Genomic DNA, 23774 nt, shown 5'->3' on the forward strand with positions numbered 1-23774 from the left:
TTAGAAATTTAAAACAAAATATTTAGCAATTAAAAACCAGAATTTGTATGTTTTATACCAACAAAATCTTTTCTTAAAACCAAATAACCTTCATGTAAATTTGATAAAATTTCTTTAAATTTACAATCTATCATATTTTCAACAAGTCTTTTAGCATGTTCAGGAAAAATTTCAATTTCAAAATATCTACTTAAATTTCCTATCTTAAATTTAATGTATTCATTTGGCGAATTTAAAATTTTTTCATATTCCTCATCGCTTATTTCTAAAATTTTTTCACTAAAATCTATAGTTCCAACACCATGTCCTATGCATGTAGAAAAAATTTTTATCTGAGAAGCTTTACTAGTATTTATCTTTTCTCCATCAAGATGTCTTTTTGTAAGTTTATGAACTTCTACCATTTTTCTGCACCAAATGCACTATTTAGCTCTATTTTGTCTTCATCTTCGCAAGATATGTATTTTATATAAACTTCATTGTGCAATATACCCAAGCACTCAGCATATCTAGGATCTTCTTCGTTTTGCATTGCTTTTATGATAGATTTTTTTGTTTCTTTTGGATCTTTTGGGTCTTTACTATCTTTTATAGCATCTAAATACTTATCATAAAGCTTTCTACCAAAAATATAACTCATCAACCTTTTTGCATGAACCAACAAATCTCTTTCAAAAAGTATATTATCAAGCACAGAATCTTCAACAATTAAAGGCATTTTTTCTTCTTTTTCAAAACTAATTTTTTTTAGTTTTTGATCCATTACACCAAGAGCCGAAGTTAAGCCATAAATAATACTAGCAGGATGTGGCGGACAGCCTGGTATATAAACATCAACAGGAATTATCTTATCAACGCCGCTTAAAACACTATAACAATCATAAAATATACCGCCACTTGAACCACAAGCACCAAGAGCGACTACAAGTTTTGGATCAGGAGCAGCCTCATAAGCTCGCAAAAGCGGGTAATACATCTGCCTTGTAACAGGACCAGAACATAGCAAAATATCTGCATGTCTTGGATTTGCAACTAGCTTAAAACCAAATCTCTCAGGATCCCACATAGGCGTAATTGCAGCAAATGTTTCTATTTCACAGCCATTGCAACTACCACAATCTATCCTAAAAACGCTAAAACTTCTACCAATTATTTTAAGAAGTTTTAATTTATCTTCAAGAGCATTTGCATCTTTTATATTTTGAGGAACTTCATAAATTTTCATTTTACCTCTGCTCCATTTGTTTTAGTAAAATTATCAACAGTCATATTTTTTTTACATTCTGGACATATGTGTAAATACATTTTTGCATCTTCTAACCTTTTTGGTGTTAAATTTGCTTTACTAAGTCTTAAAAAACTATACTCAACAAGTCTTTTTGTGCTAAAAACTTTACCGCATTTTTCACAACACTCTACTTCAAGTTCACCTCTTTGAATTAAAGCTGATTTATCAAATTTAACAGCCAATTCAAACTCATCACTAAGCCTTATAGCTCCAGTTGGACAAACCTCATCGCAACGACCACAAAATATACACCTAGCACAATTAAATTCCCATATCAATTTTGTTTTATCATTATTGAGTTTTATGGTTATAGCATTTGGCGGACAAGCTATACCGCAAGCTGCACAACCTATGCAAATCTCATACTTATAAAGCGGTCTTCCGCGAAAATTATTTGCTACTTCATATGGTTCAAATGGATATTTATGAGTGCTTTTTCCATATTTTTCTGTTATATCAAGAAGTTTCATCATCTTAAATCCTTTAAAGGATTATTTTTTAAAGTTTTACAAAATTCTTTTAAATCTTTGTTTGTCAAAATCTTTGTTTTATGTGTTTTTATATCTACTAAAGTTATTCTTTCTGTGCAAGAATAACAAGGATCCAAACTACAGACTATAAGAGCAGCATCTGCTATTGTATTCCCATGAAACTGAAATCTCAAACTTGGCCAATTGTTATAAGTTGCAGCCCTACATCTCCAACGATACACCTTTTGAGCACTTCCTTGCATAATCCAATGAACATTTTCACCCCTTGGTGCCTCAACATAAGCTAGTGCATAATTTTCAGGTTTTATTCTAAGTTTAGGATCTTCAATAATAGCAGTTTGCGGCATTAGCTCAAAACACTGGCGTATTATACTAACTGAGCTTTTTAGCTCTTTATATCTAACAGTAAGCCTTGAAAGAACATCTCCACCATGCTCAACTGCTACATCAAATTTAATTTTCTTAAAAAAATCATATGGATGATCGTATCTGGTGTCTCTTTTTATGCCACTTCCTCTTATATTTGGACCAACTGCTGAAAAATCTCTTGCTATTTGCTTATCAAGTATACCAACACCTTTCCAGCGTTTTATCTGCCTTTTATCATCCATTACAGCATCCCAAATTTCATCAACTTGAGTATCTATGGTTTGTAAAATTTTAAGGCTTTCTTTTATTTCTACACCAGTTATGTCGCGTCTTAAACCACCCATTACAACACTACCATAAGTTTTTCTACCGCCAGTTACAAGTTCTGCTAATTTCATAGAATACTCACGAATTCTAAATATATGCATAAAAGCCGTATAGTTTCCTGTTACCTCACAGGCTAAGCCTATATTTAAAAGATGAGAATGAAGTCTTTCTATCTCAGAACATATAACTCTTATAGCTTGAGCACGAGCTGGAATTTCTAAATTTATAGCTTTTTCAGCAGCTTCAATACACGCTATTGCATGTGCGTAACCACAAATTCCACAAACTCTCTCGGCAAGATAACCCATTTGATCATAATTCATTCTATTTTCTGCTAGTTTTTCCATACCGCGATGTTGATAAAACAACCTATAATCAGCATCTACTATCATATCTCCATCACAAAAAAGTCTAAAATGCCCTGGTTCATCAGCCGTAACATGAAGCGGACCAAGAGGAATATCAGTAACATTTGCACCTTGTGGTCTTAAAAACTCGTATTCTGGTTCATTTTGATGTTCCAACATATCAGGTCTGTATCTATAATCCATAGAATCTTTTCTAAGCGGAAAAAGATCATTTGGCCAATCATCGCTTAAAACAAGTCTTCTTTTATCAGGAAGTCCCTCGGCAACAAGCCCAAACATATCATAAGCTTCTCTTTCATACCAAACACAAGCTGGAACAAATGGAGTTACACTTGGATAAGTTGGATTTTCAGGTGGCACTAAAGCTTTTATAGTTACAAAACATTTCTCATCTTGTGCTATTTCGTCTTCATCGCTCATTTTTCCGCCCTCGATAGAAAGAGCATAATATAAAGCGTAGTTTTTGTTTATAGACCTCTCATCATTTGCAACCATTGTTGAAAGATAACCGCCCATATCATAATACATAAATCTAACAGCTTCTGGCAAATCATTAAGTTCTACCAAAGCAGTAACTTGATCTTCGCATTGTCTTGTTACCTCTAAAATTTTTACTCTTGTTTCTAGTGCTTGTATAAATTTATCACATTTCATCAAATTTCCTTAACGCATTATTATTTTTACGCTGTTATTTATTAGTTCTATAAAAACATCGAACTGCCATATACCAAAAGATATTACTAGCAAAGCAAGTAAAATAAGTGGTAAATTTTCAGCCAATGTCATCTCTTTTGCATATTTTACCTCGCCATTTACCTTACCAAAACTAGCTAGAAAAAAGTGCGAAAAATCTGCAATAAAAATAATAGCTAAAGCAATCGCAAAAAGAATCATTAAAATGTATTGCGAATTTAAAGCAGCTGCTTTAAATATCCAAAACTCACTAACAAAAATAGCAAATCCTGGTACACCAACCAAAGAGCATATTGATATACCAAACAAAACAGTTGTAAGTGGAGCTATTTTTATCATCGAGCCCATCTTAGTCATATCTTTTGTTCCATAAATTTTTGCCATATTTCCAGTTACGCAAAACGCTAAAGCCTTTGTAAAACTATGTGCCATGCAGTGAAAAATAGCTGCAAATATACCTATAAAACTACCCACTCCAAGACCAAATGCGATAACGCCCATATGAACTATAGAGTGATAAGCAAACATTCTTTTTACATCGTGTTGACGTATAAGAAAAAATCCTGCAACAAAAAGTGTAATAAGACCAGAAACAACCATTATAGTTTGCACGAAATCAAATCCAATGCCTTTTCCAACAATTGCATAATACTTTATGAGACCAAGCATTGCACATTTTAATAAAATTCCAGATAACAAAGCAGAAGTTGGTGCAGGCCCTTGTGCATGGACATCTGGAAGCCAAGTATGAGTTGGGACAAGACCGGCTTTTGTTCCAAAGCCAATTAATGCAAATATAAAAATAAGTTTAAGTGCGTCTTGATTTAAATTTTCAGCATTTTCAAGTAAATTTGTAAAAAGCATACTATCGCCGCTAATGTTATTGTTGCCAGCACAATAAAGCAAAATTGTCGCATAAAGTGCAAATGCTAGTCCTATACTGCATATTACTATGTATTTATATCCACTTTCAGTTGATTTTTTATCTTTATTTACAGCAACTAAAAATACAGAAGATAGAGTTGTTGCCTCAATAGCTGCCCACATAAATGCGATATTGTTACAAACTACACTTAAAGTCATTGTGAAAGTAAAAATAAAAGTAAGTGAAAAGTAGTTTTTTAACTGGCGTAATGTTATATGCTCAGCTTCAATCTCCCATTTCATATATGAGCTCATGTAAAGATTAACTAAAAAGCCAGTTATTGCAATCAAAGATAAAAATATAGCTCCAAGAGAATCTAAAAATAAAAACTCATTAAAATAAGAAATATAGTCATTTTTTACAACAAGTCCAACCGCACATAATAAAAAAGCCGATATCAAAGTATTAAATGCTATATGTAAATTTTGTAAAACTTTAAAATTTAAAGGCGAAAAAAACATAGTTACACCAAATATCACTGGTAAAATCAAAATCAAAACTAAAATATTCATTTATCAACCTTTTAAATTTATAGCTTTAGATGTATCAAGCGTTTCATATATTTTGTAATACCTCTTAGCCAAAATTCCCATTATTACGACTGCAAATACAGCATCTGTTAAAATCCCAACTTCAACTATCTCATGGGCATTATACGCCATAAGCGCTAGACTAAGATGAATTCCATTTTCAAATAAACAATAAGACAAAATCTGCTTTATAAAAGAATTTCTTAGTATAAAACCAAAAACGCCTATCATAAATATAAAAGATGCTCCAAACATAGAAATACTTTCTTTAAATATAGAAAACTCCATGAAAACCTTATATAACATCATAGAAACTGCCAAAGAAAAACTAAGAGCGATGATTGGCGATATAAAAAATCCACCCACTGGCTCAACTTCATTTATAACGCCAATTCTTTTAACAAGTCTTAGTAAAAACCATGGAACAAAAACTACTTTTATAAAAAATGCTGTTATTGCCCATATTATAAGTTCTTTTGCATCGTATTTAAAATATAAACATACAAATATACTAACAAGTATAAGCGTTTGAAAAGCATACATTTTTATACTTTGATTATATTTTCTTAAGCTAAATACACAAAAGCTCGTTATCATCATTAATATGGCTAAAATATTTATTAAATTTACCATTCTAAACTCCAAGTATAAAACAAAAAATAGCACTACAAGCTATCGCAAATGGAAAAATAAGAGTTTTTCTCACACCCTTACTCATAGTAAATCTTGGTCCAAAGTTATCTATAAAAACAACTAAAACATATAAAATTCCAATCTCCAATATAAAAACTATCAGAGCTAATATCGGATTATCAAAATTCCAAGGCTCAAAAATAACAAGAAAAAGCCCGAGCATACTAAACTGCTTAAGCATTAAAGAAAGTCCCATTATAGAAAGGTCTTTTCCGCTGTATTCGCCTAAAACTCCTTCTTGAAGTTCTTGCTCTGCTTCTGCTAAATCATAAGGTTTTCTGCCTGTTTCAACATACATCATCCATATAAATGCAGTTGAAGCTATAGCAAAAGATGGTATGAAATATCCATACTCACCAGCTCTAATCGCATTTGAAATTTCTACTAAATTTGAAGTTCCAATGCCAAGCATTACAACAATAAGACACATTATAACTATGCATTCAGAATATACCCCAATGGTAGCTTCTCTGCTTGAACCAACTGCCCCAAAAGCATTTCCAGTATCTATACCAGATATTATAAAAATAAATCTAAACATAGCTGCAAGATATATAAAAAGCAAAACATCTGAAATACGGGCAAAATATGAATCAGCTCCATAAGTAACAGGCAATAAACAAAACATCATTGCGCTTGATAAAAAGAGTAAATATGGTGAAATTTGATATATCAAACTTGAGCATTCTGGTTTTGTTCTGCCCCTTTTTGCCAACTTTAAAATATCATAATATGTTTGAAAGATATTTGGTCCTATACGGGATTGAAATTTAGCCCTAAGTTTCCTAGCTATTCCATCAAATAAAGGCGCTACTAAAAATGCACTAAAAAGTTGTAAAAGTATTAATAAAAAATCCATATTTTTCCTTACAAATAGTGATACACAAAAACAACCATCAAACAAAGATACAAGAGTATATAAACAGCATATAAATTTGTTCTGCCATTTTGAAATATACCGATCTTATCAGCTACTAATACACAAAATTTAATAACAGGATTATATGCATTATCCCATATTAAATCATACATTTTACTTGTGTATTTAACCCTAGAAAAGTATCCGTCCATCTCAATTTCACGCTTATTTTTAAATAAAAATCTAAGTGCTTTTTTAAGATCTCCTGTAAATGAATCTGAGTTTGTTTGCATTGATTTATTATAAATAAAACCACAAGCCCATGGTTTGCATATTCTATGTGGGGAATTGTTTGCTTTTAATATCACAAAAAGCAAAAATGGGATTATGCAAAATATAGATAATACTACTAAAAATAGCGGCAATAATACAAAATCTTTTGTTGATAAATTTTCTACACCTAAATTTATACTAAAATCCACAACATCTAAAAGTATTTTTACAACATCTATCATAAATACACCTAGACAAATCGCTATAATGGCTAAAAGTATAAGCGGAAAAAGCATTATCTTGCCAACTTCTCTTGCATTTTGAGCTATATTTTCATTTCTGGCATACCCTAAAAATATCACTCCAAAAGTTTTAGAAAATGCCATTATAGCAAGTGCTCCAGCAATACCCAATCCAACTATACCAAGCATTGAGAAAAACCTAACTCCAATGCCATTATTTGCACCGCTTGCTATAAAACTTTTATATATTATCCACTCACTTGCAAAGCCATTAAATGGCGGCACTGCACAAACACAAAGTGTGGCTATAAAAAACAGTGTTGCACTAACTGGCATTTTTTTACCAAGACCGCCAAGATCATTCATATCTTTTGAATGCGTTGCATGGTAGATATTTCCACAAAGCATAAATATAAGTGACTTAAAAACACTATGGTTTAATATATGAAAAAGCACACCTATCAAACCAATCAAAGTTACATAAGGTAAATTTTGGCTAATCCCATAATAACTTACCCCAATACCTAGAAAAATTATACCGATATTTTCTGATGAACTATAAGCAGTAACTACTTTATAATAGTTTGAAAATACAGCATATAATACACTAAAAACAGCGCCTATGGCTCCAAAAAATATTAACATATATGCAAAATAAGTTGATATAGGAAGCATTAATGTAAATTTAATAAATGCAAAAAGCGGAACTTTTATCATAATTCCGCTCATTAAAGCAGAGATGTTTGATGGTGCTGCTGGATGAGCTAAAGGAAGCCAAACATGAAAAGGCCAAAGACCGGCTTTTGAAGCACATCCTATAAAAAGTAAAATAAAAATACCAAAACAAGAAAAAGTTGATAATTCTAAATTTCCAAATTTAGAAAACTCGAAAGTTCCAGCCAAACTTCCCATTATAATAAGTGCCATCATCAAACAAAATGCACCTATTTGAGATATACCAAGATATATCATAACACTTCTTGAAGAATCTTTTTGTTCATTTATCATAATCAAAAATGCAGAAATCAGCGTCATTAGCTCCCATAAAAGCATAAATGAAAAAACTCCATCACTGGCTACAACCAAAAGCATTGATAACACAAAAGCACTATATAAAGATGTAAATACCGCTAAATTTGCTTTTTTTACATAACTTTTAGCATATTCTATACTATATAACGATACAGCAAAAGATATCAAGCATATAACAAAACTAAAGAAATTTCCAAGCGGTTCTAGTCTAAATTTGGGATTTGATATGAATTTTCCACAAAGTTCGAAACTCATAACTTGATTTAAATTTATAAAAAAATATATCGCACCATACAGTGTTACTAAAGCTGTTGCAAAAAAGCCTATTTTTTGAGATAATAATGGTTTTTTATATAGTAAAATCGATACTATAGAAATACAAAAAAGTAGTAAATATATATTTTGCATTAGTTTTCTCCATTATTGTTTTTAGTAGGCTCTTCTGGTTTATTTTCAGTTGCTTCTTTTACAACCTTAGGCTTTTTTGGCTCTACCACTGGTATATTTTGTATATCAATATCCGGAAGTATTTTCTTTAAAAACCCACTCATATCGGCTTTTAATTTTTTACCAAATTTGGCCTCAGCGTTTATAGGATCTACAAAAACTAAAGCCCCTTTTGGACAAATTTCCACACACGCTGGACCATCATCTCTTCCACTACACAAATCACATTTTAAAGCTATACTTTTTAAACCACTAACACAGCCAACTTCCAAATTTACCTCTGCCTCATCTTTGATAGATGGCTGAATTTCGCCATTTATTTCTATAGCCCCATAAGGACAGGCTATAGTACAAAGCTTACAACCTATACAAAGTTCTTCATGAACCTCAACGCAGTTATTTACTATGCGAAGAGTTGAAGTTGGGCATACATTTGCACATGGTGCATCATCACACTGCCTACATTGATTTGGCATTTTCCCACTATCAAGCGTTAAAACATCTAATCTACTTTTAGCTAGTCTTCCTCTGATATAAGCATTTTTTACGCAAGTTTTCATACAAGCATTACAAGCTACACATAACTCTGGGTTTGTTATAACAAATTTATTTATTTTTGACATATTATCATCTTTTATTAGCCTTATAAATTGGCTCTATTTTTTTAGCTATTATTTTTAAATCCTCTATCCTGCTTTGCGGAGATGGATGAGTTGATAAAAACTCTGGCTGAGATGAGCTACTAGCCGCAACCATTTTTTGCCACAACCTAACAGCACCATTTGGATCATATCCAGCCCTTGCAGCAAGTTCTATGCCCATTCTATCGGCTTCAACTTCATTTTCCCTTGAAAAAGGTAAGACAAAAGTATACTGGGCTGCAACATTTGCTAAATTTCCGCCAATTCCACTAAATTGAGATATAGCAAAAATTCCAAGTTGTTTTATCCTATCCCTGCTTGCTTGTTCTCTACTATGTTCTCTTAGTGCATGAGACATCTCATGACCTATAATTGCAGCAAGTTCATCATCATCCAAATTTAGCTTTGTAATGATTCCATCATAAACAACTATTTTTCCACCAGGCATACACCATGCATTTAAAATCGGTTGATTTATAACATTTACTTGCCAATCCCAATTTAACGCATCTTTCCTAAAAACTCCAACTTGAGATATTAAATTATTTGCTATACCTCTTACTCTTTTTGTTGTAAGATTATTATTGTTCAATACATTTTTTGATTTTGCATCTTGAAGAACTTTTGAGTAAGCTTGATTAGCACCTTGATTCATCTCATTTTCGCTTATTAAAAATAACTGTTTTCTATCACTACCAACCATTCCAGCACTGGTAGAACTACTGCATCCGACAAATAATAAAATCAAAAATGGCAAAACAATGATAAGTTTTTTCATAATTTTGTTCCTAAAATTTTCAAATTTTCATATTTTAACATTTTAAAGCTTTAGCAAATATTTTTTATTAAATTATCGTTTATAATTGATATTATACTCAAATTCTTTAAGCCTTTTATGAATTGACCTTAATTCTGTTATAGTTGTCCAATTTCTTACTAATATAGAAAAACTTTCTCTAACTTGCGAAAACGCATTTGAAACTTGTATCAAAATACCAAGAGTTATAGCACCGCTAAAAAGCGAAGTTCCCATAAAAAGATGTGGAACTATAACCATGAATTGCTCAAAAGAATAAAGCCAAATATTAAAATATCCATAATGCAAAAATAACCTATGGTAATTAAATCTAAGTCCGGTAAAAAGCTCGGTTAATGTGCTTATATCTCCATAATTTTTCTTATCATCTTCTGCATAAACAAGCTCTTTTCTAAATGCTGCTTCTACTTTTTGGTTATTATATTCAAGTCCTGGAAGTTTGATACCAACAAACCAAGATACGACTATACCGCCAATTGAGACAATCAAAGCAAGCCAAACCAAAGAACCTTTTGTATCTCCAAATATGGGAAGATTAAGTCCATCGCTTAAATGCCAAAGTATAGGCAAAAAAGCTATTAAAGTCATAACAGCTTTTATAAAAATAAGACCTAAGCTTTCTACAATTTTTGCAAATCTATAAATATCTTCTTGAATACGCTGTGATGAGCCTTCTATATCTTTTTTTATACCCCTCCACTCATTTATATAATCAAATGTCATAGCTTCACGCCACTTAAAAGTGTATATGCTTGTAAAATACTGAGTCAAAGTAGCGATTATAACATACGGCATTGCAATATACAAAAACCTTCTAACCTGTGCCCAATACTCATCAATAGTATGTTTAGAGATATTTTGCATCATATCATAAAAGTCTTTATACCATTCATTTATCATTACATTACACTGAACTTGTGCATAAAGAAGAATTACAAGCAATAATCCACCGCCATAAGACCAGAATAACCACTTTTTATTTGCAAAAAACGAACGAAACATTAAATTCCTTAAAAATAAAAACTATAATTTTACAATTTTTGTTATAAATATTGTATTTAATCGCAAATTTACATTGTTAGTTGTTTAAATTTAAAAAATATTGATTAATATCAATTAATTTTATAATAAATTATAATACAATACAAAATTAATAAAAATCTACAAAGGAGGTTTTTTGAGTATAGTAGAAAAAATCAAAAACTGCCCATCTTTTTTTGCCATTTTAATTCTTGTTATAAGTTTTGGAGTGGTTATAGGACATGGGCTTTTTACATTTGTGTATGCCAAAGGATTTTCATATATGAGTAATGATCCAGCAGCCTGTAAAAACTGCCATGTTATGAATCAAGTATATGAAAGCTGGATGAAAGGTGGACATCAACATGTCGCAACCTGTAATGATTGTCATGTTCCGCATGATTTCATAGGAAAATGGATGATGAAAGCAGAAAGTGGGCTTCATCACGGATACGCTGTTACATTTAAAGATAATCCTGTTTCTTTTAGTGCAACACCAAAAAGCAAGAAAATCATACAAAACAACTGTATGTCATGTCACAAAGAGTATGCCGCACATTCTATAGATGCAACTATGAAAGCAGATGCTCCTGGAAATGAGCCGCTTAACTGCGTAAGTTGCCATAGATCAGCTGGTCATGCACACAATTACTAATAAAAAATTTAGGAGATAAAATGAAAAAAAATGGAATACTTTTTACAATTGCGTTTTTAATCGCAGTTATATTAGGCGGTGCTATGTTTGCTCTTTTTGCAGATATTGGCGAGAAAAAAGCAGAAGAAAGACAATACCCTATGATGCTTCATAAAGTTAGCGACTTAGATCCAGATATAGAAAAATGGGGCAAAAATTTTCCTTCACAATTTGATAGTTTTATAGCTATGAGAGATATCAACTTTGAGACACCGTTTGCCGGTTCTATGCCATATAGCAAACTTATAAGATGGCCAGCTGCAACTGTTTTTTGGGATGGATATGCTTTTGCAGTTGATTACAATAGACCAAGATTGCATTACTACTCACAAATAGATCAAATAGAAACAAAAAGAAACGATAAAGGGTATTTAAACTCTCATGGTCTTCCTAAATTTAAAGGGCAGCCAGGCGCCTGTGTTAACTGTCATACAGGACATTTAACAGCTATCATAAATGACCCTGATTATCATTTAAGTGAAAATCCGGTTGAAGCAGCAAATAGACCAATGGGCTTTTTTGATGTAGATAAAGAAAATGGTGCGATAAAAAAAGCAGCTTGGACAAAAATGAACTCAATGCCATACTTTGATGTTATGAAAATGGTTGCAAACAAACACGGCGAAGATGCAATCAAAGGCTCACATTTAGGAAGTAGCTGTGCTGATTGTCATAATCCTGATGATATGAGTTTAAGGGTTACAAGACCTGCATTTGTAAATGCAATGGTTCAAAGAGGCTATGAAGCTGATGTAAAAACCGGCTTAAAAGCAACCAGGGCTGAGATGAGAAGCTATGTTTGTATGCAATGTCATGTCGAATACTACTTCCAAGGAAAAGACTCAACTCTAACTTTCCCATGGTCAAAATGGCCAAAAGACAAACCATTTAAAATAGAAATGTTTGATGAATACTATGATGAAGCTTTTGAAAATGGAAGTTTTAAATTTGATTATAAACACAAACAAACAGATGCATCTATAATAAAAATGCAACATCCTGAAGCAGAACTTAGCTCATCAGGAATTCACGCAAGAAATGGCGTAAGTTGTGCAGATTGCCATATGCCTTATGAAAGAGTTGGTGCTATGAAAGTTACAAATCACACGGTTCAAACCCCTTATGCAAATATCACAGCAAGCTGTAAAACTTGTCATATGCAAGATGAAAAAGAGCTTATTAGTAGAATTGAATTTATACAAAATCGCCACGCTCATGAATTAAGAAATTGCGAAAACTCTCTTTTATCACTTATTGCAGACATTAAAACAGGTAGAGGGGAACTTGCTAAACATTCTGAATTTGTAAATTTAAATCCAGATGAGCAAAAAGCTGCTATTAGTGAAGTATTAAAAGATGCGCTAAAAATGCATAGAAAAGCTCACATCAGATGGGATTTTGCATTTAGTGAAAATAGTTATGGATTCCATGCACCAGAAGAAGCAGCTAGGATAATAGGTCAATGCCAAGAATACGCAAGACAAGGTCAAATTGATTTAGCAAACGCACTTTCAAAATATGGCGTAAGCATAAATTTAACAAAAATAGCTGATAAGCCTGCAACTCCTGAGCAAATTACTTCACATAAAGCTCCAACAGCTAGTAAGCCTTCTGCTGAATTATTAAAAATAGATGAAAAAGTTAAAAATTTAAATTTTGACTAAACTGCCTTTTAAACTAATTACCCAAAATTTGGGTAATTAGTATTTAAAATATCTACAAAATTACTTATAAATATTATGTTTATTTTAAGCATATTAATTGTATTGTTATAAAAAATTATAATATTTTCTTCTATCATAGTTCTAAATTTAGAATTTACATACGATTATAATACTGTTACTTTCTTATAAAATCTTAAATAATTCAAATCAATTCTTTAATTTTATATTTATATTTTATGATGTATAATTCACACATAAACAAAACTAATACAAGGAGAAAACCGTGGCAACAAGAAAAGAGCACGATTTCATAGGTGAACTAGAAATCGATGACAAGTTTTATTATGGAGTTCAAACTTTTAGAGCAGTTGATAACTTCCATATGACAGGAAGAACATTTGGAGATTATCCATTTTTTGTAAAAGCTTTTGCTCAAATTAAAAAAGCAGCAGCTTTAGCAAATAAAGAAGTTGGAGTCTTAGATGCCAATAAAGCCGATGCGATAGCTAAAGCTGCAGATAGAATAATAGCTGGTGAATTTAGTGATCAATTCGTAGTTGATATGATTCAAGGTGGAGCTGGAACCTCTACAAATATGAATGCCAATGAAGTTATCACAAATGTTGCACTAGAAAGTATGGGACATAAAAAAGGTGAGTATAAATATCTTCATCCAAACGATCATACAAACTTAGGTCAAAGCACAAACGATACTTATCCAAGCTCCATAAAAGTAGCAGCTTATGCAAAATTAACAGATCTTCTTAATGCTATGAAACATTTGCAAGACGAACTAGATAAAAAAGCAAAAGATTATAAAGATATGATTAAGATGGGAAGAACAGAGCTAGAAGACGCTGTTCCTACAACTCTTGGCAATACATTTAACGCATTTTCAACTTACATAAAAAGTAGTATAGAACAAATCACAAAAGCAAGAGAGTATATGTCATACTTAAATATGGGTGCAACGGCTATAGGAACAGGTATTAACTGCCATCCTGATTATAAAAAAGTAGTTCATAAAAAACTAACTGAAATAGTAGGAAGCGAATTTAAACCGGCTGATGATTTCATAGCTGCTACACAAGATACAGCAGATTTTGTACAAGTAAGTGGGGCTTTAAAAACAGCTGCGGTTAGACTAAGCAAAATTGCAAACGACTTAAGATTAATGAACTCAGGTCCAAGATGCGGATTAGGTGAAATTGAGCTTCCAAAAATGCAACCAGGTAGTTCAATTATGCCAGGAAAGGTAAATCCTGTAATTTGTGAAGTTGTAGGCGAAGCTTGCTATGAAGTTATAGGAAACGATGTAACTATAATGCTTTGCTCTGAAAGAGGTGAATTTGAGTTAAATGCATTTGAGCCTGGTATTGCTTATGGATTGTTTAACTCTATAACAATACTTGAAAATGCTATGAATACACTTGCTGATAAAGCAATCAAACACTTAGAAGCTAAACCAGAAGCTTGCTTAAAATCAGTTCTTGGATCAGTTGGTATAGTAACAGCATTTAATCCGGTTATTGGTTATGAAAACTCAGCAAGTATTGCAAAAGAAGCATTGAAAACAGGAAAATCTGTTGGAGATATTGCGATTGAAAGAGGACTTTTAACAAAAGAGGAAGTTGATAAACTTTTAGATCCAAAAAGTATGTTAAATCCACATATGGATCATACAGGTAAATAATTATTAATATATGGCACGAAATTTAAATTTCGTGCTTTTAAAAGGAGAAATAAATAATGGATGTTTCACTTATTTTAGAAATTATCGTCTTACTTGGAGCGATATTTTAGGTGTAAAACTTGGAGGAATAGGCATAGGTTATGCTGGCGGAATTGGCGTTATAATTTTATCAGTTGGGCTTGGATTAAAAGCTGGAAGTATTCCTTGGGATGTTATTTTAATCATAGCTTCTGTTATCTCAGCAATTGGTGCTATGCAAGTTGCCGGGGGTTTAGACTATTTGGTTCAAATAGCTGAGAAAATTTTGCGTAAAAATCCAAAATATATAAATTTTTTAGCACCGACAGTTACATACTTTTTGACAATCTTTGCTGGAACTGGACACACTGCATTTTCTATGATACCAGTTATTACAGAAGTTGCTAAAGGTCAAAATATTAAACCATCTGTTCCACTTAGCATTGGCGTTGTTGCTTCACAAATTGCCATCACTGCAAGTCCAGTGTCTGCCGCTGTTATATTTATGGCTGGAGATAAAGCACTTGGTGGACTAGGAATTTCATATCCTATTTTACTTGCAATTTGGATTCCTACAACATTTTTAGGTTGCATGGTAACTGCACTTATAATGAACTTATTTTGGAATTTAAAACTTGATAGTGATCCGGTTTATCTTGATAGGTTAAACAAAGGCTTAATAGAAGCTCCTAAAATGGAAGGAAGCTATAAAGAACTTCCAAAAGGTGCAAAAACATCCGTAATTATTTTCTTAATTGGTGTTATTGTAGTTGTTTTTTATGCATCAGCCATTAGCCCGCAATTTGCATTGATAGAAAATGTTAAATTACCAAGAGATGGTGCTATTATGAGTATAATGCTAACAATTGGTGCATTAATTGTTATGTTTTGTAAGATTGACATCAACAAAGTTCCTCTTCAAAGCACATTTAGAAGTGGTATGACTGCTTGCATTTGTGTTCTTGGAGTTGCATGGCTTGGCGATACTTTTGTTTCAAATCACACACAAGAGATAAAGGACTTTGCTGGAAACTTAGTTAAAGAGTATCCTGCTTTACTATCTGTTGCGCTATTTTTTGCTAGTATGCTTTTATACTCACAAGCAGCAACTGCAAAAGCGTTAATCCCAACAGTAATTGTCGCTCTTGGAATGAGTGCTACAAATAACGGAGATGCTTACATATTAGTAGCTTCATTTGCTGCTGTTTCAGCTTTGTTTGTTTTGCCGACATACCCTACACTTTTAGGTGCTGTTCAAATGGATGATACTGGAACAACAAGAATTGGTAAATATGTATTTAATCACCCATTCTTCTTACCTGGTATTTTAGCCATTGCATTTTCTGTTGCATTTGGTTTTATACTAGCACCTGTTTTACTTTAAAATTTAAGGGGAGGTAACTCTCCCTTAAAAAGTTCATTAAAATGAAACGAATTGGTATCATCGGTGGCATGGGGCCACTTGCAACGATAGATATTTATGAAAAGATAGTTAAGCTAACAAACGCTAACAAAGATCAAGATAATATCCCAATCGTTATAGATAATTACCCTCAAATTCCAGATAGAACTGCATACATACTTGATAACAAAGAAAATCCATACCCATATCTAAAAGAAAGCGCATTGAGACTAAAACAAGCTGGGTGCGAAGCTATATGTATGGCTTGTAATACCGCTCATTTTTTTGCAAAAAAATTAGTAGATGAAACTGGTATAAATTTAGTCCACATCGCAAAAAATGCAGTAGATTCTATAAAGGTTGAATTTCCAAATGCTAAAAAAATAGCAGTTATTGCCACAACAGGCACAACAAAGGCTAAAATTTATGAAGATAATCTAATTTCTGCTGGATATGAATGTGTTAAAATAAGTAATGAAAATATGCAAAATATAATGGATTGTATATATAAAGGCGTAAAAGCAAATAAAACTACTGAGTATGTTAAACTTTTTAATGATACTATTGATTGCATACAAGCAGATGTATATATTGCGGCTTGTACCGAAATACCTCTACTTCTACCATATTGCAAGAAAAAAGATTTATTTGTAGATGCAACACTTGATCTTGCTAAAACAATGGTAAAATTTAGCCTAGGAAAATAGATTTTATATTACATTAAAGAAAAAGAGATAAAAATTAACCATGAGTTTTTTCTTCTACCATTTGATTATAAAGTTTAAATATTTCGCTATTTAGAGCTTCAACTTTTTCAAATTTATCTACAAACATATTTATGTTTTTATCACTATATCCGTTTTTAGCATCATTTAAATTTTGATCTATTAAAGAGATAAAATTCTCTATAGGAGTTTGTAGTTTTACATAAGTTTCAGTATTACCAAATTTATCTTTACAATCTTGAAAATACCACGCTTTTATGCTATTAGAAATGCTTTGTAATTCATCTAATTTATCTGATTCATTTACTACACTAGAATACGCCTTTACCTTATAAATTATGTGAGAAATTTTTGCTATTATACTAAGAATCTTATCCTCGACATATCTTGAATTTTTCGATGTTTTGTTAGCATCTACATTGAATTTATCCATCGTGTCTTTAAATTTACCAACACTTTCATTAGCATTTTGTGCTATTTTATCTATCTTAGAGGCATTTTCATTTAAACCATTTGTTTTTTCTTGCAACTCTTTTATACTAGAACCAATCTCGACTATAGCATTTTGAGTATTTTCAGCTAATTTTCTAACCTCATCAGCAACCACAGCAAATCCTCTACCAGCCTCACCTGCTCTTGCAGCTTCAATGGCAGCATTTAAAGATAGTAAATTTGTCTGTTCTGCGATATCTTGTATCAGCTCTATGATAGTTGAAATTTCATTTGTTTTAGTTGCCAAAGCGCGTATTTCTTGAGTAGAGTTATTTATAAGATCTGTAAGAGAGATTACATTTTTATTTAAGCTATCTAAATCAACCATAGTTTTATTTGCATTATTTGCAGTATCATCGGCTATATTTGCCATATCGCTAAGCTCTTTTATACTTAAATTTAAATCTTTTTGAATATCATCTATTCCTTTATTTCCATTTCCAAGTTGCTCAAATTTCTCAGATAAAATGCCCCTAGTTTTACCTTTTATACCAGCAGTAATTCCATCAATTCCATCTTTCATAAAAATGGCATTTTTCTTAAAAAGTCCCCTAAATCCATCTTGAAAAATATTTCTATATGTTATACCCTTATTTGCGTGATCTACGCAAGTTGACATCTCTCTTTGCAAAGCTTCCATTTGATCTAAAACATCATTTATTCCATTTGCTATCTTTGCCATTGGTTCTTTTTGATCAATACCTGTTATCCTAGGCTCTAAAATGCCATTTCTAGCTGATTCTATAACATTTAAAATTTCACCATAATAAGGTATTTTCTTAAAAAACATATTTTTCCTTTATAGTCTTTGTAGGTTATTTACAAACTCATCATAGTTTAATTTTTTTTGTGCAAGTATGCTATCCAAAAGCTTTTGCGATTCTTCCATTCCGCCAGATTTTTCAGCATTTAAAAGCTCTTTATAAAGAGGAATTATGATATCTAATGCTTTTTTGTTTGGCTTTCTTCTAACAGAGTAATAACCTATAGTTTTTCCACTTTGATCAACTGAGGCTGTGATATTTGCAAAAACCCAGTAATAAGAATTATCAAAACTTCTATTTTTGACATAAGCAAAAACTTCATTTTGCTTTGTTATATGCTCCCACAAAATTTTAAAAACAACTCTTGGCATATCTGGGTGTCTTATTATGTTGTGAGGTTTGCCAAGCAAATTTTTCTCAGTTGTTGCAACTATCTTTAAAAAAGGCTCATTGCAATATGTTATGCGACCTTGTGTATCAGTTTTTGAAACTAAAAAAGCATTTTCATCAACCTCTTTTTGGAAAGCTGTAGTATCTAAATTTGCCATTTATTCTCCTAGTAAATTTAAATATATAATTATACCAAATTTATACAAATTTAGCAAATTTACTAGGAAACAAAAATATAACAATATTTAAACATTATTTTATAAATTTAATAATTTCATTATAAATAATAAATTTTATCCATTAGCAGCTAACTTTACAATCTCTTTTATAACTTCACTAGCCATTTTTAGAGAATTTACAGGTAAATACTCGTAAATAGAGTGAAAATTATGTCCGCCTGTAAATAAATTTGGAGTAGCAATTCCTTTTTGAGAAATTACAGCACCATCATATCCACCACGCATAGGCTTTATCTTTGGCGATATTCCTAAATTTTTAAAAGCTTGAAGCGGCAAATTTATAGCCATATGATCTAAACTTAGATAATTAAAAACATTTTTGTATCTATCATTTAAAGTAATTTTTACTCTATTGTCATAAATTTTGTTAAAATAATCAGCCATAGTTTGCAAAAATTGCATTCTTTGATAATACTTGGCTTCATCAAACTCTCTAATATCTAATTTTAAAATAGTTTTGGCACTATTCCCACTTAACCCTTTTACCCAAAAATACCCTTCTTTATTTTGCGTATATTCTGGTGCTTCCCCACTTGGTAAAAGTGAAATAAACTTGTGAGCCATCAAAAGAGAGTTTATGAGCTTACCTTTGGCATTCATTGGATGAGCTGAAACACCAGTAAATTCTATCTCGCAATCCCCGGCATTCCAGTTTTCATATATAAACTCGCCTATTTCGCAACAATCCAAACAATAACCGAAATCAGCACCGATATCTTTTGCATCAAGAGCTTTTGCCCCTCTTAAGCCCTGCTCTTCATCTGGTAAAAAGCATATTACTATCTCTCCATGCTCTATATCTTGATTTAAGCAAAAATACTCAGCCATATCCACAATAGCAGCAATAGCCGCCTTATCGTCAGCTCCAAGCAAACTAGTGCCATCAGTTGTTATGATGTCATCTCCGATATAATTTTTTAGTTCAGCATTTTCACTTACCTTTAAACTGATTTTATCATTTAAAGCTATATCGCCACCTTGATAATTTGAAACTATCTTTGCTTTTGTATCTCCGCTTTGTTCTGCACTGGTATCAAGATGAGCAAAAAATGCGATGCTTGGCAGAGATTTTTTAGAATTTGTTGGGATTTTTGCTATCAAAATAGATTTTTCATTTAAGCTAATATTTTTTATACCCAAATTCTCTAATTCACTTTTTATAAGCTTAGCAAGTTCTAGTTCAGCAAGATTAGATGGCATTACGCCATCTGCACCATTTTGTCTATTTGTAGTAGTATTTATCTTTGTATAGTTCAAAAATCTCTGCACTATATCCAAAATTTATCCTTTTTAAAGTATAAAAAATGCTATAACAGCTGTTGAAATAAGCATTCCTAAAAATGTTCTTTTTGCAAGTTCGACTGGATTTGCCATTGCAATTCCTGCACAAACTATACAAGCTCCAGCTATCGGAGAAGCGCTTCTTCCAAGGCTTCCTGCTATCTCAGCTGCCATTCCGAGTTTATCTTGTGCAAAACCAAGATCAGCTGCATGAACTGTAATGGCGGTATTAAACGCCATAGTTGCAGCATCACCTGATCCTGTAACAACACCCATGATAAATGGTATAAAAGTTCCACCAAATTTAACATAAGTTTGTTCATGTTTTAAAAACTCTATAACCCAATCTATAGCTCCACAAGCCTTAAGTCCAGCAACAAAAACACCAGCAGCTATAATAATACCCATTATTTCCGCATATGCACTTCCCATACCATTAAAAAACTCTTTTGTGATTTTTTGAGGATCTGTCCATGTAGCAAAAATAGATATAATAGCACCCAAAATCATTGCTTCAGCAACGCCCATCTTTGTCCATTTTAAAAACTGAGTATCACTTAAGTCTGTTCCACCAATTACCAAAATTGCAAGTGGAATTATAGGCATCAAAGCATAAAGAGGATTAGCTTTATTAATTGCATCGTCTTTACCATTAGTTTTAATTGTATAATCTTTGGTTTTATCATAATCTTTTAAAATTATCGCCATTAAAGAAATACAAATAACAACTATTACAAGAGAAACAAAGGCATTAGGCATCTGAACCTTTATAACATCTTGAACTGTATAAGCTGCATTCCCAGACTTTACAACCAAATCCGTTACATAAATATTATGTGAAGCTCCTGGACTTAAAACTGAACCAAAAGTTCCAGCAAGAACTGAAGCTGCAGCCATAGAAGGGCGAACGCCTGAAGCCATCAAAAGCGGTATCAAAGTTGCACCAACAGCAGCAGAACACCCAGCAGCTGATGGAATGGCAATATTTATAAAATATGTCAAAATTGTAGCTAATGGAATTAAAAAAAATCCCAAGTTTTTAATAGGTTTTGTAAGAACAGCCACTAAATGCTGATCGCATTTTGTAACTTTCATAACATAGGCAAAACCCATACTAGCACATATTGCCTTTATCAAATTTGCATTTGTCATTGATTTTGTAAAAGCCGCAAATGCGCTCATTGGCTGCAAACAAATCACACAAAGTATCAATCCAACACCTATTAAAACAGTCTTTGTATCGCGTTTTTTAATAAGCAGGAAAACAACTGCAAATATACCAACAAGCGATAAAAATAGTTTTAAAGACTCCATAAAAACTCCTTTTATTTTAAATTATTAAATTTTAAATTTCTCACCAACTTTTAAAATTTGAACATCTTTTTGATACTCAAATTTATAAATTTCTTCTGCTAAACCACAAATTTTACACTCACCATTATTTATCTCAAGCCAAGTTCCTTCCGGTAAAGCATAGATTATCTCGCTAGGATTTGCTATCAAAAACTCTTCCAACCTTTCTTCTCTGCTTTCTCCATTGTGTCCAGAAATTTTGCCGCTTATGAAATGCGGATTTATCTGATATGGAAAAATTCCTAGTGTATCAAAGCTTTTTGGCATAATTATAGGCATATCATTTGTCGTCATCATAGTTTTTCCAGCTATATTTGCACCGGCTGACCAACCAAAATAATTTGCCCCATTTTCCACAGCGTCTCTTATCTCATCAAGTAAATCAAATTTATAAAGCTCATGCATAAGCATAAAGGTATTTCCACCACCAACTGCGATAGTTTTAGCCCCTCTTATGGCTGCTTTTTTATCCTCATAGCGGTGAATAGACTTAATATTTTTAGTTTTTAATCTATCTATTACCTTTTCTTCATACTCATCATTTGTCCTTCTAACACCAGCATATGGGATAAAAAGAATCTCTTCTTTATAATCATCGCCTAAAAAATCTTTTATAGGATTTTTACAATGCCTGAGATATCCGCTATCTTGGTAACTTGAAGCACTAAAAAGCAAAGCTCTTTTCATAATGTTTCCCTTATTTTGAATTTAGCTTATAACTAGCTCTTAAAAACATATCAACTCCAGCAAGCATAGAGTCTTCATTTATATCAAATTTAGAGTTATGATGACCCGCTTTAAGATCTGTTCCTATCATCATATATCCACTTTTTCCACCATTTTTTTGAACACTATGCATAAAATGAGCAAAATCTTCACAAGCACCAAAATCTTTTTCTTTTATAATCTCTCCAGTGATAAAAGGCGAAGTTTTAGCAAGTTCATAAATCATACTACTTACTTCTTTATCTGTATCGCCACCTGCTGTGCCACCTGTGATTTTTATATCACTGCTAACTCCATAAATTTCACTTACACCCTTTATGATATCTTTACATCTAGCAAACATAAATTCATTAAGTTCAGTTGTTTCGCCCCTTGTTTCACAAGCTAAATACCCGTTTGGCGCTATTACATTTCTACCTTCTCCTGCACGCAAAACACCGACATTTACACGAGTTACACCGCTAGAATGACGAGTAATTCCGTGCATATTAAGGGCCATCTGTGAAGCTGCAAGAAGAGCGTTTTTACCATCTTGTGGTGCTCCTGCTGCGTGAGCAGAAACTCCATTTATCGTTACATCAAATTTAGTTGTAGCTAGAAGTTTATTGCCGCCACAAATTATAGATCCTATTTTATCGGCTTGAAATCCCATATGAGCACCAAGTAAGAAATCTATGCCATCACAAACACCAGCTTTTTCCATAGCTACAGCTCCTCTTGTGCCCTCTTCTGCTGTTTGGAAAATAAACCTAAATTTACCGCTAAAATCATCTAAATTCTCAGCTATTAATTTTGCTAAAGTTAGTCCCATAGTAATGTGAGAATCATGACCGCAAGCATGAGTAATTCCTTTTATATCAGAACAAAAACCTTCTTTAAATGGTCTATGATTATCATCGTTACTTTCAGTAACATCAACGCCATCTATATCAAATCTAAATGCGACAAGTTTTCCACTTCTGCCAGTATCAATCTCAGCCACTAAGCCAGTTAAACCATCTTCCATAACATCTAGGTATTTGATTTGATTATCGTTTAGCAAATTTTTTGCTCTTTTTATAGCTTCTTTGCATGCCTCTTTTGTGCCAAGACCTTGCCTAGCATCAGGCTTTACAACCTCTCTACCCATTTTTAGTTTATAACCAAGTTTGCTTAACTTATCTGCAATAACAGCTGTAGTAAAAAAAGTAAAAAAACCAGTCTCTGGATGTGAATGAAAAAATCTACGAGTTTTAATCATTTCATCTTTTAAACTTAAAACCATATTTGCAATCTTATCCATCTCATTCCTCCTTTTTTATTGACTATTTAACTCATT

General features: G+C 32.2%; 21 protein-coding genes and 1 pseudogene. 5 read left to right on the plus strand and 17 right to left on the minus strand.

Translation table 11 applies throughout. From position 1 onward, the window contains the following. Positions 1-29: 29 nt before the first annotated feature. From CSPT_RS07750 to CSPT_RS07800, 11 genes are all read right to left on the minus strand, one after another. Positions 30-404 (minus strand): formate hydrogenlyase maturation HycH family protein, encoded by a 375-nt coding sequence (locus CSPT_RS07750; protein WP_089183060.1) that lies wholly within the window; start codon positions 402-404, stop codon positions 30-32. Then, complete coding sequence (locus CSPT_RS07755; protein ID WP_089183061.1) at positions 398-1225, minus strand: NADH-quinone oxidoreductase subunit B family protein; 828 nt, start codon at positions 1223-1225, stop codon at positions 398-400. Before CSPT_RS07755 ends, CSPT_RS07750 begins: the two co-directional genes overlap by 7 nt. Further along, a complete protein-coding gene (locus CSPT_RS07760; protein ID WP_089183062.1) occupies positions 1222-1761 on the minus strand; it encodes a formate hydrogenlyase complex iron-sulfur subunit in 540 nt (179 codons plus the stop codon). Before CSPT_RS07760 ends, CSPT_RS07755 begins: the two co-directional genes overlap by 4 nt. Next, positions 1758-3497: a hydrogenase large subunit gene (locus CSPT_RS07765; RefSeq protein ID WP_089188630.1), complete on the minus strand. Its 1740-nt coding sequence runs from the start codon at positions 3495-3497 to the stop codon at positions 1758-1760. The genes CSPT_RS07760 and CSPT_RS07765 overlap by 4 nt, the downstream gene beginning before the upstream one ends. 9 nt (positions 3498-3506) lie before the next feature. Further along, positions 3507-4973 carry a proton-conducting transporter transmembrane domain-containing protein gene (locus tag CSPT_RS07770; protein WP_089183064.1) on the minus strand — a complete coding sequence of 489 codons (1467 nt, stop codon included), beginning with the start codon at positions 4971-4973 and terminating at the stop codon, positions 3507-3509. A gap of 3 nt (positions 4974-4976) precedes the next feature. Beyond that, positions 4977-5624, minus strand: a complete 648-nt coding sequence (gene hyfE / locus CSPT_RS07775) for a hydrogenase 4 membrane subunit (RefSeq protein WP_033916786.1) — start codon at positions 5622-5624, stop codon at positions 4977-4979. Position 5625: 1 nt separating this feature from the next. Further along, positions 5626-6543: a respiratory chain complex I subunit 1 family protein gene (locus CSPT_RS07780; RefSeq protein WP_089183065.1), complete on the minus strand. Its 918-nt coding sequence runs from the start codon at positions 6541-6543 to the stop codon at positions 5626-5628. Positions 6544-6551: 8 nt separating this feature from the next. Next, entirely contained in the window at positions 6552-8498 is a 1947-nt protein-coding gene (locus CSPT_RS07785; RefSeq protein ID WP_089183066.1) for a proton-conducting transporter transmembrane domain-containing protein, read from the minus strand. After that, entirely contained in the window at positions 8498-9160 is a 663-nt protein-coding gene (locus tag CSPT_RS07790) for a 4Fe-4S dicluster domain-containing protein (protein ID WP_089183067.1), read from the minus strand. Before CSPT_RS07790 ends, CSPT_RS07785 begins: the two co-directional genes overlap by 1 nt. A 4-nt stretch (positions 9161-9164) precedes the next feature. After that, complete coding sequence (locus CSPT_RS07795) at positions 9165-9956, minus strand: M48 family metallopeptidase (protein ID WP_089183068.1); 792 nt, start codon at positions 9954-9956, stop codon at positions 9165-9167. A 72-nt stretch (positions 9957-10028) separates the two neighbouring features. Continuing rightward, complete coding sequence (locus tag CSPT_RS07800; protein WP_089183069.1) at positions 10029-10997, minus strand: putative transporter; 969 nt, start codon at positions 10995-10997, stop codon at positions 10029-10031. Between the two features lie 175 nt (positions 10998-11172). Here CSPT_RS07800 and nrfH point away from each other — a divergent pair, with 175 nt between their 5' ends. The 5 genes and pseudogenes from nrfH (at position 11173) to cuyB (ending at position 17193) form a co-directional block, all read left to right on the plus strand. Further along, a complete protein-coding gene (gene nrfH, locus CSPT_RS07805) occupies positions 11173-11670 on the plus strand; it encodes a cytochrome c nitrite reductase small subunit (RefSeq protein WP_089183070.1) in 498 nt (165 codons plus the stop codon). Positions 11671-11690: 20 nt separating this feature from the next. Continuing rightward, positions 11691-13373, plus strand: coding sequence for an ammonia-forming cytochrome c nitrite reductase subunit c552 (locus tag CSPT_RS07810; protein ID WP_089183071.1), 1683 nt, complete (start codon positions 11691-11693; stop codon positions 13371-13373). Between the two features lie 283 nt (positions 13374-13656). Continuing rightward, positions 13657-15066 carry an aspartate ammonia-lyase gene (locus CSPT_RS07815; RefSeq protein WP_089183072.1) on the plus strand — a complete coding sequence of 470 codons (1410 nt, stop codon included), beginning with the start codon at positions 13657-13659 and terminating at the stop codon, positions 15064-15066. 56 nt (positions 15067-15122) lie between these two features. Next, positions 15123-16468 (plus strand): annotated as a pseudogene (locus CSPT_RS07820) (anaerobic C4-dicarboxylate transporter). 41 nt (positions 16469-16509) lie between these two features. Further along, the gene (gene cuyB / locus CSPT_RS07825; RefSeq protein WP_089183074.1) at positions 16510-17193 is read left to right on the plus strand and encodes a cysteate racemase; all 684 of its coding nucleotides are present in this window, start codon (positions 16510-16512) and stop codon (positions 17191-17193) included. A gap of 34 nt (positions 17194-17227) precedes the next feature. Here the strand turns inward: cuyB and CSPT_RS07830 are convergent, their stop codons facing one another. The 6 genes from CSPT_RS07830 to CSPT_RS07855 form a co-directional block, all read right to left on the minus strand. After that, positions 17228-18493 carry a methyl-accepting chemotaxis protein gene (locus CSPT_RS07830; protein WP_089183075.1) on the minus strand — a complete coding sequence of 422 codons (1266 nt, stop codon included), beginning with the start codon at positions 18491-18493 and terminating at the stop codon, positions 17228-17230. Positions 18494-18502: 9 nt separating this feature from the next. Next, positions 18503-19015, minus strand: coding sequence for a PAS domain-containing protein (locus tag CSPT_RS07835; RefSeq protein WP_089183076.1), 513 nt, complete (start codon positions 19013-19015; stop codon positions 18503-18505). Positions 19016-19150: 135 nt separating this feature from the next. Further along, positions 19151-20374: a peptidase T gene (pepT, locus tag CSPT_RS07840; RefSeq protein ID WP_089183077.1), complete on the minus strand. Its 1224-nt coding sequence runs from the start codon at positions 20372-20374 to the stop codon at positions 19151-19153. 12 nt (positions 20375-20386) lie between these two features. Continuing rightward, a complete protein-coding gene (gene dcuC, locus CSPT_RS07845) occupies positions 20387-21691 on the minus strand; it encodes a C4-dicarboxylate transporter DcuC (RefSeq protein WP_089183078.1) in 1305 nt (434 codons plus the stop codon). A gap of 24 nt (positions 21692-21715) precedes the next feature. After that, a complete protein-coding gene (pepE, locus tag CSPT_RS07850) occupies positions 21716-22417 on the minus strand; it encodes a dipeptidase PepE (RefSeq protein WP_089183079.1) in 702 nt (233 codons plus the stop codon). Between the two features lie 10 nt (positions 22418-22427). Then, a complete protein-coding gene (locus CSPT_RS07855; protein ID WP_089183080.1) occupies positions 22428-23738 on the minus strand; it encodes an amidohydrolase in 1311 nt (436 codons plus the stop codon). Between the last annotated feature and the right edge of the window lie 36 nt (positions 23739-23774).

This window comes from Campylobacter sputorum subsp. sputorum, from assembly GCF_008245005.1.
Taxonomy (GTDB): Bacteria; Campylobacterota; Campylobacteria; order Campylobacterales; family Campylobacteraceae; genus Campylobacter_F; species Campylobacter_F sputorum.